Here is a 13,396-nt window from a genome sequence, read left to right as displayed (position 1 = left end):
TTTGCCGCGGCACCCGCGGGGGTCAGGGCAGGGGGCTTTCCAGGGCGAACAGCTCGGCCACGGTCTCGCGGCGGCGCACCAGGTGCACCTGGTCCCCGTCCACCATGACCTCGGCGGCCCGGGGGCGGGTGTTGTAGTTGGAGCTCATGGAGAAACCGTAGGCGCCGGCGGACATCACCGCCAGCAGGTCGCCCGGCACCACCGCCAGTTCCCGCCCGTGGCCGAGGAAGTCGCCGGATTCGCAGATGGGGCCGACGATGGAGTAGCTGGCCTTGGCGGCATTGCCCGGAGCCACTTCGACGATGTCGTGGTAGGCATCGTAAAGGGCGGGGCGCATCAGGTCGTTCATGGCCGCATCCACGATGGCGAAGTTCTTTTCCTCGCCCGGCTTCAGGTATTCGATCTTGGTCAGCAGCAGGCCGGCATTGCCCACCAGACGGCGGCCCGGCTCCAGGATGACCTGCAGGCCGCGTCCTTCCAGCTTCTGCAGCAGGGGGGTGAGGTAATCGGCCACCCGGGGCGGCGCTTCGTCCAGGTAACGGATGCCGAGGCCGCCGCCCAGGTCGATGTGGTGTAGGCGGATGCCGGCTGCGGCCAGCTGGTCCACCAGGGCCAGCACCTTGTCCAGGGCTTCGGCAAAGGGGGAAGCGTCGAGCAGCTGGGAGCCGATGTGGCAGTCGATGCCGGTGACCTCGATGCCGGGCAGGCTGGCGGCACGGCGGTAGAGGGCCAGGGCATCCTCGTAGGCGACGCCGAACTTGTTCTGCTTGAGGCCGGTGGAAATATAGGGGTGGGTCTTGGCATCCACATTGGGATTGACCCGCAGGCTCAGGGGGGCCTTCTTGCCCAGGCGCACGGCGACGGCGTTGAGGCGGTCCAGTTCGGGCACGGACTCGACGTTGAAGCAGCGGATGCCCACTTCCAGGGCCCGGGCCATTTCCGCTTCGGTCTTGCCGACGCCGGAGAAGACCACCTTGCCGGCCTCGGCGCCGGCCGCCAGGACCCGTTCCAGTTCGCCGCCGGAAACGATGTCGAAACCGGCGCCAAGGCGGGCGAAGAGGCTGAGAATGCCCAGGTTGGAGTTGGCCTTGACGGCGTAGCAGACCAGGCCGCCGGCACCGGCGGGATGGGCCGCCAGGGCATCGCGGAACTCGCCGTAGGCGGCTTCCAGGGCGGCCCGGGAATAGACGTAGGTGGGCGTGCCGAACCGGGCGGCGATGCTGCTCAGGGCAACGGCTTCGGCGTGCAGGACGCCGTTTTTGCGGGAGAAGAAGGTCATTGCGGCTGTATCTGGGAAGGGGAGGGGGACTGCATGTTAGGATTGGCGCCGGTGTTCGGTGCCGGCCGGGCCTGCCCGTCGGCAGGCGGCGGCAGGACCAGGGAGCCCCTGCTGCCGCAGGCGGTCAGCGTCAGGGCCAGCAGGCCGGCAATCAGATAACGTGGGTGCATGGCTTACGGCTCACTTGGAATTCGGGCGCAAGGAGAGGACCCCAGGAGGCCGCCCTTGTCGTGACCGGTCATGGTAGCACAGGGCCCAAACCCTTGCCTTCACAGCAGAATGGATCGGAAATGGAAGAAAGCGAATTCAACGCCCTGGCGGAAAAAACCCTGGCGGCCATCGAGGCCGGCCTGGAAAACAGCGGGGCCGATGTGGATTTCGAACTGGGTGCCGGCGGCGTGCTCGAAGTGGAGTTTGCCGACGGTTCCAAGATGATCATCAACCGTCATGGCGCCGCCCGGGAAATCTGGGTGGCAGCCCGCTCTGGCGGCTTCCACTTCCGCCCCGACAACGGCAACTGGATCGATACCCGGGACGGGAGCGAACTCTTTGCCAAGCTGGAGCGCCTGCTTGCCGAGCAGGCCGGGGAGCCGGTACCCCTGCGCTGAGCGCCAGGCGGCGTGGCCGCCTGAGAGGGGGCTGTCCCGTCAGAAGGTCAGGACCTTGTCCGCCTCCAGGGTCCATTGGGCCAGTTCCGGCAGGGTGCCGATGGCGGTGCCGGCGATCAGGGGCAGTTCATGCACACCCCGGGCCTGGGCGCAGGTCCGGCACAGCTTCACCGGCACGCCCTGGGCCACCAGGGCCTCGATCATCTCCCGCAGGCCGCCACCGGCGGCCGCATCCACCTGATTGGCCAGACCTGCCACCACCGCATCGGACATGAGAAAGAGGCGCACCGCCGGCCGGGCATCGCTGCCGGCCAGGGTCGTGGCCAGGCGCAGGGCGGAGAGCACCCGCTCGCTGCCGTAGGGCGGGGCGTGCACGATGATGAGTACGTTCTGCATGGCGGCTCCCGCTCAATCCACCGGCTTGCTGCCGTCATCCTTGGGTTCGGGCGGCACTTCGGCGGGTACGTTTTCGCTATAGAAGAACTCCTTGGCGGTGCCGGTCTTGGAGCGTTCGCTCGGCACATCCACGGATACCAGGCCTTCGGGCGCCGGCTGGAAGCTCTCCGGCACGTCCTTTAGGGCCGTGTGCATGTAATTGATCCAGATGGGCAGGGACACCAGGCCGCCGGTCTCGCCGCTGCCCAGCTTCTTCGGCTGGTCGAAACCGACCCAGGCGCAGCCCACCACGGTGGCCTGGTAGCCGCAGAACCAGGCGTCGATGTAGTCGTTGGTGGTGCCGGTCTTGCCGGCCAGGTCGCGGCGCTTGAGCTGCACCGAGGCCTTGGCGGCGGTGCCGAAGATGGCCACGTCGCGCAGCATGGAATCCATCAGGTAGGCATTGCGCGGGTCGATGGCCCGGTTGCCCTCGTCGCCCACCGGCACCGGCTGGGCCTGGGCCAGGATGTTGCCCTTGTCGTCCCGGATGTCCCGCACCACGTAGGGCTGGATGCGGTAGCCGCCATTGGCGAAGACGGCGTAGGCGCTGACCATCTGCCAGGGGGTGACGGAGCCGGCGCCCAGGGCCATGGTCAGGTAGGGCGGGTGCTTCTCGGCGTCGAAACCGAAGCGGGTGGCGTAGTCCTGGGCGTACTGGGTGCCGATGGCCTGCAGCACGCGGATGGAGACCATGTTCTTGGACTTGGCCAGGGCCGTGCGCAGCTTCATCGGGCCTTCATACTTGCCGTCGTAGTTATGCGGCTCCCACGGGGTGCTGCCGGTGGCGCTGGCGGGAATGACGATGGGCGAATCCTGGACGATGGTGGCCGGGGTGTAGCCTTTTTCCAGGGCTGCCGAGTAGATGAAGGGTTTGAAGCTGGAGCCGGGCTGGCGCCAGGCCTGGGTGACGTGGTTGTACTTGTTGCGGCTGAAGTCGAAGCCGCCCACCAGGGCGCGGATGGCGCCGTCCCGGGGGTCGGTGGCGACGAAAGCCGATTCCACTTCCGGCAGCTGGCTGATCTGCCAGTTGCCCTTGTCGTCCTTCTGCAGGCGGATGATGGCGCCCCGCTTCAGGCGCTTGTTGGGGGGCGCCTTGTCATCCAGCATGCGGGCGGCGAACTTGAGGGAGTCGCCGGAGAGCACCACCAGCTCGCCTCCCCGTTTGTAGGCCTTGACGGTCTTGGTGTCGGCCTGCAGCACGATGGCGGCCTGCAGGTCGCCCACGTCATTATGGTCGGAGAGCAGGTCTTCCAGGTCTTCGTCCTGGTCGGTCTGCACTTCCTTCATGTCGGCGTAGGCTTCCGCCCCCCGGTAGCCGTGGCGCCGGTCGTAGTCCATGACCCCCTTGCGCAGGGACTGGTAGGCGGCTTCCTGGTCGGCCTTGAGGATGGTGGTGTACACCCGCAGGCCGCGGGTATAGACGTCGTCGGGGAAGCGTTCGGCGGCGATCTGGCGGGCCATTTCGGCCACGTAGTCGGCGTGCACCGAGAACTCGTTGGCATCCCGCTTCACCACCAAGGTCTGCTTCAGGGCTTCCTCGTGCTGCTTGTCGTCGATGAAATGCAGTTCGTGCATGCGCCGCAATACATATTGCTGGCGCAGGCGGGCCCGCTTGGGATTGACCACCGGGTTGAAGGAAGAGGGGGCCTTGGGCAGGCCGGCCAGCATGGCCGCCTCGGCCACGGTGATGTCGTTGAGGGACTTGCCGAAATAGATCTGGGCGGCGGCGGCAAAGCCGTAGGCCCGTTGGCCCAGATAAATCTGGTTGATGTAGAGCTGGAGAATCTCGTCCTTGCTGAGGTTGTGCTCGATCTTGAAGGAGAGCAGGGCCTCATAGAACTTGCGGGACAGGGTCTTCTCGCTGGAGAGGAAGAAGTTGCGCGCCACCTGCATGGTGATGGTGGAAGCTCCCTGGCGCTTGCCACCGCCGGAAAGGTTGGCCACCGCCGCCCGCAACACCCCCAGGGTGTCCACGCCACCGTGCTGGTAGAAGCGCTCGTCCTCGGCCGCCAGGATGGCGTGCTTCATCACCGGGGGCACGTCCTGGATGCGCACCAGGGCCCGGCGCTCCTCGCCGAATTCGCCGATCAGGGCGCCGTCACTCGAGTAAACACGTAAGGGAATCTTCGGCCGGTAATCGGTGAGGACTTCCAGGGAAGGCAGGTTGGGATAGGCCAGGATCAGCACCATACCCGCCAGGGCGGCACCGATGACGGCGAGTCCGGCGACGATGAAGACGGGATAGAGAATCCAGCGCAGGGCCGGGGGGAGGGAGGGCAGGGCAGGCAAAGGGGCAGACCTGTAACGACGGGAAACGCGGATTATACGCCGGCCCTTTTGCCGGGGTTAATTCGCTTTACATGCTCTATAGTTGCTGCTAGCATCTAAAGTAAATTATCTGTATTGTCCCTAACTATATATATTTAAAGGGACTTTTTTGGGGAGTCCGGTTTGCAGCTCGACCTCTCGATATTCAATCCGAAGGCCAAGCCCTTGATCGGTCTGGACATAAGTTCGTCCGCCGTCAAGATGGTCGAGCTTTCCGGTAATGCCAAGGATGGTTTCCGCGTAGAGCGATATACCATCGAAGTGCTGTCCCGGGACGTCATTGCGGATGGCAATATCGTCAATCTGGAAGCCGCGGCGGAATCCGTCAAGCGGGCGTGGAAACGCATGGGTACTTCCACCCGTCAGGTAGCCATGGCCTTGCCGGCCGCGGCCGTCATCACCAAGAAGATCATCGTTCCGGCCGGACAGCGGGAAGAAGAACTGGAAGTACTCGTCGAATCCGAGGCCAACCAGTACATTCCCTTCGCCCTGGAGGAAGTGAACCTGGACTTCCAGGTTATCGGTCCCGCCCCGTCCTCGCCGGATGAGGTGGAAGTGCTGATTGCCGCCTCCCGCAAGGAAAAGGTGGAAGACCGGGTGGCCGTGGCCGAGGCGGCCGGGCTCAAGGCAGCGGTCATGGACGTGGAGTCCTATGCCGCCCTCGCCGCCTTCGAACTGATCGAGCGCCAGTTGCCGGACCAGGGGAAGAACCAGGTGGTGGCGATTGTGGATATCGGCGCCAACGTCACCAACCTGACGGTGATGCGTAATGGCCAGCAGGTCTATGCCCGGGAGCAGGCCTTCGGTGGCGCCCAGCTGACCCAGGACATCGTCCGCCAGTACGGCATGAGCTTCGAAGAGGCCGATGCAGCCAAACGCAACGGCGGCCTGCCGGAGAACTACGAAGCCGAACTGTTGCGTCCCTTCATGGAAAGCCTGGCACTGGAAGTCTCCCGGGCCCTGCAGTTCTTTTTCACTTCCACCCAGTACAACCAGGTCAATCATCTGGTTCTGGCCGGTGGATGTGCGGCCATTCCCGGGCTGGACGAAGTGGTGGCCACTCGGACCCAGGTCAATTGCCTGGTCGCCAATCCCTTCGCCGGCATGTCCGTCTCGGACCGCGTCCGGCCGCGCAACCTGGTCAATGATGCCTCTTCGCTAATGGTGGCTTGTGGCTTGGCCTTGCGGAGGTTTGAAGAATGATTCGAATAAATCTTCTTCCTCACCGCGAGGAAAAGCGCAAGGCGCGGCGGCAGCAGTTTTATGCTTTGGCGGGGCTAATCTCCGTTTTGGCATGTCTCATTATTTTCCTTGGTTATACCGTGATTGGTGGTTATATCAGCGTTCAGGAAGAAAAAAATGCCTTCCTGAAAAAGGAAATTGCCAGCCTGGACAAGGATATTGATCTGATCAAGGGGTTGCGTGAGAAAACCCAGGCCTTGCTGGCGCGCAAGCAGGTTATCGAGTCCCTGCAGCGCGATCGTGCCGAAGCAGTTCGGCTTCTTTCCGAGTTGGCGATTCAGGTGCCTGAGGGGGTTTATCTGAAGTCGATCAAGCAGGAGGGGGGGCAGGTAACTCTCACCGGCTTGGCCCAGTCCAATGCTCGAGTCTCGACGTTGATGCGTAACGTGGAGGCTTCCCAATGGATGGAGAAGCCCAATCTGATTGAAATCAAGTCGGTAGATGTGGCGCGTCGGCGTTTGAGCGAGTTCAGCATGACCTTGACGTTGACGCGAGAGTCTTCGGATACGGCCAAGGAGAAAAAATGAATAAGCCAAAAATCTCTTTGCCAGCGCTGAACTTTGAAAAAATCGCACAGGATTTTCGTAACCTTAACCCCAATGATATTGGAGCCTGGCCGGCTGTACCAAGGTTTGCCGTGCTGATTGGACTTTTTGTTGGCCTGTTGGTTGCAGGTTACGTGGTCGTCTGGAGTGAGCAGTATGGTGTGCTCGATGGCCGGCGAGAGGAAGAGCTGAAACTCAAGGACGAATATGTCAGCAAAAAGCGCCAGACAATCAACTTGAGCCTTTATGAGCAGCAGCTCAATGAAATTGACCGCTCGTTCGGCGCATTGCTGAAACAACTGCCAAACAAGGCGGAAGTTGAATCCCTTCTTGTGGAAATCAATCAGTCCGGTTTGGGGCGGGGGCTTTCCTTTGAGTTATTCAAGCCTGGTCAGGAGGCGCTTAAGGAATTTTATGCGGAGCTTCCTGTTTCCGTAAAATTGACCGGGAATTACCACGATTTGGGTGCTTTTGCCGAGGATATTGGCAGGTTGCCTCGTATCGTTACGCTCAACAACATCGCAATCGCCCCTCAAAAAGATGGCAGCCTCAGCATGGAGGCTATTGCCAAAACCTTCCGTTATCTGGATGAAGAAGAGGTCGCCAAGCAGAAGAAGGCGGCACAAGAAGCTGCGAAGAAAGCTGCGGGAGGCAAAAAATGAGTAACCGTCGTCTGGCGATCGGTGCAAGTGTGCTCGTTTTGGCTCTTGGCGGATGCGGGGATGGTGAGCACGAGGACTTGAAGCAGTGGATGCAAGAATCCACCAAGGATTTGAAAGGGCGAGTGGCCCCTCTTCCTGAGATGAAGCCTTATGAAGCCGTTGCTTACGATGCCGCCGGCAATATTGATCCATTCAAGGCAGCCAAGCTGAACCCGGCCAACAAAGCGGGCGGAGGCGGGCTGCTGCCGGACTTCAATCGCCCGAAGGAGGCCTTGGAAGCTTATCCGCTTGAATCGCTGAAGTATGTGGGCTTCCTCTATCGGGGAAAGCTGGCAAATGGGATTGTTCTGGCTGACAGTTCGCTGCACCAGGTAAAGATCGGGAATTACATGGGCCAGAACTTTGGGATCATTACCAATATTGATGAAACGCAGATTGTTTTGCGTGAGTTGGTTCAGGAAAGTTCTGGTGATTGGGTGGAGCGTGTCAGCTCGCTACAACTCCAGGAAACGGGGGACGGAAAATGAAGTTTTATAAACAGATCCTGAAGGTTGCATCCCTGCTGGGATTGCTATCCTTCTCCGCCTATGGGGTGGCTCAATCCAACGCGATTGAAGCGATTAATGTAGCAACCCAGGGCGACTCCGTAACGCTCAAGGTGTCTTTAAAAAATCCGCTGGCTGCTATCCCTGCCAGTTTCAGCGTTGCCAGCCCGGCGCGCGTGGCTTTGGATTTCCCGGATACGGAAAACAGCCTCGGTAAAAATGCCGAGCAGTTGTCCAGCGGCGGTATTCGTGGCTATAACGTTGTTCAGTCCGATAAGCGGACCCGGTTGGTTCTGAACCTGAATCAGCCCATGGCCTACGAAACGCGCCTAGAGGGCAATCAGGTTTACGTCACGCTGACGAAGGTGACCGGGGCGATTGTGGCTGACAACAAGGTCAGTCAGTTTGCCGAGTCAAAATACGCGGCGACTACCCACGCGATCCGCTCGATTAATTTTAGGAGAGGGGCGGGCGGGGAAGGGCGGGTGGTCATTGATCTCAGTGATGCCAATGTTGGCGTGGATGTGCGCCAGCAAGGGGAGCAGGTAATTGTCGAGTTCCAGAAGGCAACTCTGCCGCCACACATGGCCCAGAAGATCGATGTGACCGATTTTTCCACGCCTGTAACCAGTGTCACGGCAATGCCGCAGGCCGGCAATGCTCGGGTTGCAATTTCGGCGAAGGGGCTCTGGGAACATCAGGCCTACCAGGCTGAAAATCAGTTTGTCATTGAGGTTAAGGCCGTTTCTGAAGATCCGAACAAACTGGCCCGTTCCGGCGGCCCGCATGAGTATGGTGGTGACAAGATATCCCTCAATATCCAGAACACCCCGGTAAAACAGTTGCTGCAGACGCTGGGTGAGGAATTTGGCTACAACGTCGTGATGTCGGATACCGTGTCCGGCTCGATCAGCCTGCGCCTGCAAAATGTTCCGTGGGATCAGGCGTTTGACCTGATTCTGGAACGAGGTGGATTGGATAAGCGTCGGCGGGGAACTGTTCTGCTCATTGCCCCGAAAGATGAGTTGTTGAAGAAGGAAGAGCTGGAACTTCAGGCCAAGCAGCAGATCAGTGATGTTGAGCCGTTGAAGACAGAAACCTTTCAATTGAACTATCAACGGGCAGAGGCTTTCCATAAGGTCCTGACCGATGAAAAGCAACGGATTCTATCCAAGCGCGGTAGCGCGGTGATGGACCCAAGAACCAATACTTTGTTCATTCAGGACACTCCCACCCGGCTTGAGGAACTGCGCAAAATCATTGCGAAAACCGACGTGCCGGTACGGCAGGTTTTGATCGAGGCCCGAATCGTCGAGGCGACAGACAACTTCAGTAAGAACCTCGGCGTTCGACTTGGTTTTAATGACATCAGCAATCCAGTCAATGGAACGGGGCGTCTGCAAAGTCGGATTGGCGGCAGCATGCTGGATCAGGCGCGGGAGACCTATCAGAACGTAATTAGCCGTACCATTGATGCCTCGACAGGTATCGAAACCATTACCCGGCCTGCGAAGGTGATGCTGGATAATTCGGCCACCTACAATAATTCTGCGACTAGCGTTAACTTGCCTGCTAGTGCAATCAAGGGTTCCCAAGCCGGAGCTTTCTCGCTGGTCCTTTTCAATCCCAGTGCTACCCGCTTCCTCAACTTGGAACTGTCGGCCTTGGAAGTGGATGGCAAAGGGAAGGTGGTTTCCAGCCCTCGTGTCATGACCTCGGATCAGGCAGAGGCCATCATTGAGCAGGGTATTGAAATTCCCTACCAGCAGGCTACCAGTTCCGGGGCCACCGCCGTGATGTTCAAGAAGGCGAATCTGTCCCTGAAGGTGAAGCCCCAGATTACGCCTGATGGCCGGGTCATCATGTCTCTGGATATCAACAAGGATGTTCCCGATACCACCATTGCCAGCAATGTGATCGCCATCAAGACCAAACACATCAAGACGGACATCCTGGTGGAGAACGGCGGTACCGTAGTAATTGGCGGTATCTACGAGGAAACCGAGAATCAGGCCACCAGCCGTATCCCGTTCCTGGGTGACCTGCCTTATGTCGGCTTCCTGTTCCGCAATACCCGGACGGATCGAGACAAGGTGGAGCTGCTCATTTTCATTACGCCGAAAATTGTCTCTGGCGACCTGGCTTTGCGTTAAAGCTCGTCGGCGGCCGTCTGGTGATGGCCGCCGCTTCGGGGTGCGCTGAAATGGCAACCTGCTGGGCAGGGGAGTGCTGAGTGGACGAGCAAAAGAAAATGGCCCGCAATGCGGGCCATTTTCTTTGGTGTTTGGTGGTGATGGGCAGAATCGAACTGCCGACCTATGGGTTATGAATCCATCGCTCTAACCGTCTGAGCTACATCACCATATTGTTTGGCGGCCGCGTGCGACCCCAATCCAAGGTGCGCGATTCTATCTTTCAGGGCGCTCCAGGTCAACTATCCAGCGTCGTGTCGCTTGGGGGGCGTTTGGATTCCGGCCTGACAAGGCGGGTGGTTTTCGTGCTGTATAATAATCCGATGAATTTACGAAGATTTCTGTTGCTCTTGTCGTTGCTGTCCGCCATGGCGGTGCAGGCGCAGGGTGAAATCATGCGAGCCATTCCTGATGGGGCGTCGTTTGGCGAACTCAAGGGAGTGAGCAATGGTCAGATTGCCATTGGCGCTTATCTGTATCGGCTGGCGCCAGGGGCGCAGATTCGCGGAACAGACAATCTGATCCGGATGCCCGATGTACTGGCATCCGTTAGCGGTGGGGTGCCCGTGCGGTATCAGGTGGATGTAAATGGCGATGTGATCCGCGTTTGGATCCTGTCTGCGGCTGAATATGCGAACCTGAATCCCCGGAAAATTCCGGCCCAACCGCTGCCATTGCCCACTTTGCCTACCATGGGCACTGCCGGCACTGCGGCAGCCTCCTCCAACTGATGCAGCTTCCGGCCATTCCGGCCTTCATCACCTATACGTAGCGATCCCGTGTCCAAAAAGCTTTACATCAAAACCTTCGGCTGCCAGATGAACGAGTACGACTCGGACAAGATGGCCGATGTGCTTAACCAGTCCGAACCCCTGGAAAAGACCGACAACCCCGAAGAGGCGGACATCATTCTCTTCAATACCTGTTCCGTGCGTGAAAAGGCTCAGGAGAAGGTTTTCCACGACCTGGGCCGGGTCAAGCACCTGAAGAAGCTCAATCCCAATCTGGTGATCGGCGTTGGTGGCTGTGTCGCCAGCCAGGAAGGTGCCGCCATTGTGGCCCGGGCGCCTTATGTGGACGTGGTCTTCGGTCCCCAGACCCTGCACCGCCTGCCCCAGCTGATTGCCGAGCGGAAGAGCCAGGGCAAGGCGGCGGTGGATGTTTCCTTTCCGGAAATCGAGAAATTCGATGCGCTGCCCCCGGCCAAGGTGGAGGGGGCCACCGCCTTCGTTTCCATCATGGAGGGCTGTTCCAAGTTCTGCACCTTCTGCATCGTCCCCTATACCCGGGGCGCTGAGGTGTCCCGCCCCTTTGAGGACATCCTCACCGAAGTGGCCGGCCTGGCCCAGCAAGGGGTGAAGGAAGTGACCCTGCTGGGACAGAACGTCAATGCCTACCGAGGCGAGTTTGGCGGCGAGGTCGCCGACCTGGCCATGCTCATCGAGTACATCGCCGAGATGCCCGGCATCGAACGCATCCGCTACACCACTTCGCACCCGCGGGAAATGACCCAGCGCCTGATCGACACCTACGCCAAGGTGCCCAAGCTGGTCTCCCATCTGCACCTGCCAGTGCAGGCCGGCGCCGACCGGGTGCTGGCGGTGATGAAGCGCGGTTATACCGCCATCGAATACAAGAGCATCATCCGCAAGCTGCGGGTGGCGCGGCCCGACATTTCCCTCAGCTCCGACTTCATCGTCGGCTTCCCCGGTGAGACCGAGGAGGATTTCGAGAAGACCATGAAACTGATCGAGGACGTGGGCTTCGACACTTCCTTCAGTTTCGTCTACAGCCCCCGCCCCGGGACCCCGGCGGTGGAACTGGAAGATGACACGCCCCAGGATGTGAAGCTGGCCCGCCTCGCTCGTCTGCAAAAGCGCATCGAGGAGCAGGCCATGGCCATTTCCCAGGCCATGGTCGGCACGGTGCAGCGGGTGCTGGTGGAAGGTACCTCGAAGAAGGATGCCAGCGAGCTGGCCGGCCGCACGGACAACAACCGGGTGGTCAATTTCGTCGGCAATCCCCGCCTCATCAACCACTTCGTGGACGTCACCATCACTTCGGCCCTGCCCCATTCCCTGCGGGGTGAGATCGTCACCCGGGAAGGCGTGGCCGCCTGATGGGTGCGAGCAAAACCCGGCCCTTGGAGCTGTTCCTGTCCCCGGTGGACAACCAGTACCTGGCCAACCTGTGCGGCGCCCTGGACGAGAACCTGCGGCAGATCGAGACGGCCCTGGATGTGACCATCACCCGCCGCGGCGAGCGTTTCACCTTCCACGGTTCCGTCGCCCAGGCCCGCCGTGCCTCCGACGCCATCAGCCGCTTCTACGCCAAGGCCAGGGAGCCCCTGTCGGTGGACGACATCCAGCTGGGGCTTATCGAACTGCTGAACCAGCCGGCCCGGGCCGGTTCCGCCGGCATCGACCCCACCTCGCCGGCCCTGATCACGCGCAAGAGCGAACTGCACGGCCGCACGCCGCGCCAGATCGAATACCTGAAGCACATCCAGGATCACGACATCACCTTCGGCATCGGCCCCGCCGGCACCGGCAAGACCTATCTGGCCGTGGCCAGCGCCGTGGATGCCTTCGAGCGGGACCAGGTGGAGCGTATCGTCCTCACCCGGCCGGCAGTGGAGGCCGGTGAGCGCCTCGGCTTCCTGCCCGGCGACCTGGCCCAGAAGGTGGATCCCTACCTGCGTCCCCTCTACGATGCCCTCTACGACCTGATGGGCTTCGACAAGGTGACCAAGCTCTACGAAAAGGGCGCCATCGAGATCGCCCCCCTGGCCTTCATGCGCGGGCGTACCCTCAACCACGCCTTCATCATCCTCGATGAGGCCCAGAACACCACGCCGGAACAGATGAAGATGTTCCTCACCCGCATCGGCATCGGCGCCAAGGCCGTGGTCACCGGCGATCTGACCCAGGTGGACCTGCCCCGGGGCCACCAGAGCGGTCTCCGTGAAGCGGCCCAGATCCTGCGCGAAGTGCGGGGCATCGCCTTCACCGAATTCCTCAAGGAAGACGTGGTGCGCCACCCCCTGGTGGCCCGTATCGTCTCCGCCTACGAAGAACACGGACGCAAGCCATGAACCAGCCCAGCCGCCGCCTCAACCTCTCGGTGCAATACGCCTGTAACCGGGAAGGCCTACCCTGCCGCGACGATTTCCGCGCCTGGGCCCGCGCCGCCCTCAACGTGGACGGCATGAAGGGTGGCCAGGTCACCATCCGCCTGGTGGAAGCCGACGAAGGCCAGGAGCTGAACCGGGACTACCGGGGCAAGGACTACGCCACCAACGTCCTCTCCTTCCCCTACGAATACGAGCCCGTCGTCATGGGCGACCTGGTCATCTGCCATGCCGTGGTGGCCCGGGAAGCGGCCGAGCAGGGCAAGCCCCTGGCGGCTCACTACGCCCACCTGGTGGTGCATGGTATGCTGCACCTGCAAGGTTACGACCACGAAGAAGAAGCGGCGGCCGAGCACATGGAGGCCCGGGAACGCGACATCCTGGCCGGCCTCGGCTACCCCGATCCCTACGCCGCCTGAGCGGCACCGGT

General features: G+C 60.9%; 14 protein-coding genes and 1 tRNA gene. 10 read left to right on the top strand and 5 right to left on the bottom strand.

Features of this window, described 5'->3' with window-relative positions; all coding sequences use genetic code 11:
- Nucleotides 1-22: 22 nt before the first annotated feature.
- Entirely contained in the window at nt 23-1,279 is a 1,257-nt protein-coding gene (gene lysA, locus EV678_RS09895; RefSeq protein ID WP_130459411.1) for a diaminopimelate decarboxylase, read from the bottom strand.
- Nucleotides 1,276-1,449, bottom strand: a complete 174-nt coding sequence (gene lptM / locus EV678_RS16085; protein WP_014236286.1) for an LPS translocon maturation chaperone LptM — start codon at nt 1,447-1,449, stop codon at nt 1,276-1,278. Before lptM ends, lysA begins: the two co-directional genes overlap by 4 nt.
- Nucleotides 1,450-1,569: 120 nt before the next feature.
- Between lptM and cyaY the strand changes: the two genes are divergently transcribed.
- Complete coding sequence (gene cyaY / locus EV678_RS09890) at nt 1,570-1,887, top strand: iron donor protein CyaY (RefSeq protein WP_130459410.1); 318 nt, start codon at nt 1,570-1,572, stop codon at nt 1,885-1,887.
- 39 nt (nt 1,888-1,926) lie between these two features.
- Here cyaY and EV678_RS09885 read toward each other — a convergent pair whose 3' ends face one another.
- Together EV678_RS09885 and EV678_RS09880 are read right to left on the bottom strand one after the other, a co-directional pair.
- Nucleotides 1,927-2,283 carry a DsrE/DsrF/TusD sulfur relay family protein gene (locus EV678_RS09885; protein ID WP_130459409.1) on the bottom strand — a complete coding sequence of 119 codons (357 nt, stop codon included), beginning with the start codon at nt 2,281-2,283 and terminating at the stop codon, nt 1,927-1,929.
- A 12-nt stretch (nt 2,284-2,295) separates the two neighbouring features.
- Nucleotides 2,296-4,611, bottom strand: coding sequence for a penicillin-binding protein 1A (locus tag EV678_RS09880; protein ID WP_130459408.1), 2,316 nt, complete (start codon nt 4,609-4,611; stop codon nt 2,296-2,298).
- Nucleotides 4,612-4,773: 162 nt separating this feature from the next.
- On the opposite strand from EV678_RS09880, the gene EV678_RS09875 reads away from it, so the two are divergent.
- Genes EV678_RS09875 through pilQ form a run of 5 tightly spaced genes read left to right on the top strand, consistent with a single transcriptional unit; the run spans nt 4,774 to nt 9,797 of the window.
- Entirely contained in the window at nt 4,774-5,853 is a 1,080-nt protein-coding gene (locus tag EV678_RS09875; RefSeq protein WP_014236290.1) for a pilus assembly protein PilM, read from the top strand.
- Complete coding sequence (locus EV678_RS09870; protein WP_014236291.1) at nt 5,850-6,419, top strand: PilN domain-containing protein; 570 nt, start codon at nt 5,850-5,852, stop codon at nt 6,417-6,419. Before EV678_RS09875 ends, EV678_RS09870 begins: the two co-directional genes overlap by 4 nt.
- A complete protein-coding gene (locus EV678_RS09865; RefSeq protein ID WP_014236292.1) occupies nt 6,416-7,099 on the top strand; it encodes a type IV pilus inner membrane component PilO in 684 nt (227 codons plus the stop codon). The genes EV678_RS09870 and EV678_RS09865 overlap by 4 nt, the downstream gene beginning before the upstream one ends.
- Nucleotides 7,096-7,626 carry a pilus assembly protein PilP gene (locus EV678_RS09860; protein ID WP_130459407.1) on the top strand — a complete coding sequence of 177 codons (531 nt, stop codon included), beginning with the start codon at nt 7,096-7,098 and terminating at the stop codon, nt 7,624-7,626. Before EV678_RS09865 ends, EV678_RS09860 begins: the two co-directional genes overlap by 4 nt.
- Nucleotides 7,623-9,797 (top strand): type IV pilus secretin family protein, encoded by a 2,175-nt coding sequence (gene pilQ / locus EV678_RS09855; RefSeq protein WP_130459406.1) that lies wholly within the window; start codon nt 7,623-7,625, stop codon nt 9,795-9,797. Before EV678_RS09860 ends, pilQ begins: the two co-directional genes overlap by 4 nt.
- Before the next feature lie 132 nt (nt 9,798-9,929).
- Here the strand turns inward: pilQ and EV678_RS09850 are convergent.
- Nucleotides 9,930-10,006: transfer RNA gene (locus tag EV678_RS09850), tRNA-Met, on the bottom strand.
- Nucleotides 10,007-10,132: 126 nt separating this feature from the next.
- Between EV678_RS09850 and EV678_RS09845 the strand changes: the two genes are divergently transcribed.
- Genes EV678_RS09845 through ybeY form a run of 4 tightly spaced genes read left to right on the top strand, consistent with a single transcriptional unit; the run spans nt 10,133 to nt 13,385 of the window.
- Nucleotides 10,133-10,567, top strand: coding sequence for a hypothetical protein (locus tag EV678_RS09845; protein WP_207222252.1), 435 nt, complete (start codon nt 10,133-10,135; stop codon nt 10,565-10,567).
- Between the two features lie 48 nt (nt 10,568-10,615).
- Nucleotides 10,616-11,956, top strand: a complete 1,341-nt coding sequence (miaB, locus tag EV678_RS09840) for a tRNA (N6-isopentenyl adenosine(37)-C2)-methylthiotransferase MiaB (protein WP_130459405.1) — start codon at nt 10,616-10,618, stop codon at nt 11,954-11,956.
- The gene (locus EV678_RS09835; RefSeq protein WP_014236297.1) at nt 11,956-12,930 is read left to right on the top strand and encodes a PhoH family protein; all 975 of its coding nucleotides are present in this window, start codon (nt 11,956-11,958) and stop codon (nt 12,928-12,930) included. Before miaB ends, EV678_RS09835 begins: the two co-directional genes overlap by 1 nt.
- Nucleotides 12,927-13,385: an rRNA maturation RNase YbeY gene (gene ybeY / locus EV678_RS09830; protein WP_130459404.1), complete on the top strand. Its 459-nt coding sequence runs from the start codon at nt 12,927-12,929 to the stop codon at nt 13,383-13,385. The genes EV678_RS09835 and ybeY overlap by 4 nt, the downstream gene beginning before the upstream one ends.
- Nucleotides 13,386-13,396 lie beyond the last annotated feature (11 nt).

Source organism: Azospira oryzae (assembly GCF_004217225.1).
GTDB classification, from domain to species: domain Bacteria; phylum Pseudomonadota; class Gammaproteobacteria; order Burkholderiales; family Rhodocyclaceae; genus Azospira; species Azospira oryzae.
Note: the sequence above shows the minus strand (reverse complement) of the source record. Positions and strands in the feature narration are given on the sequence as shown.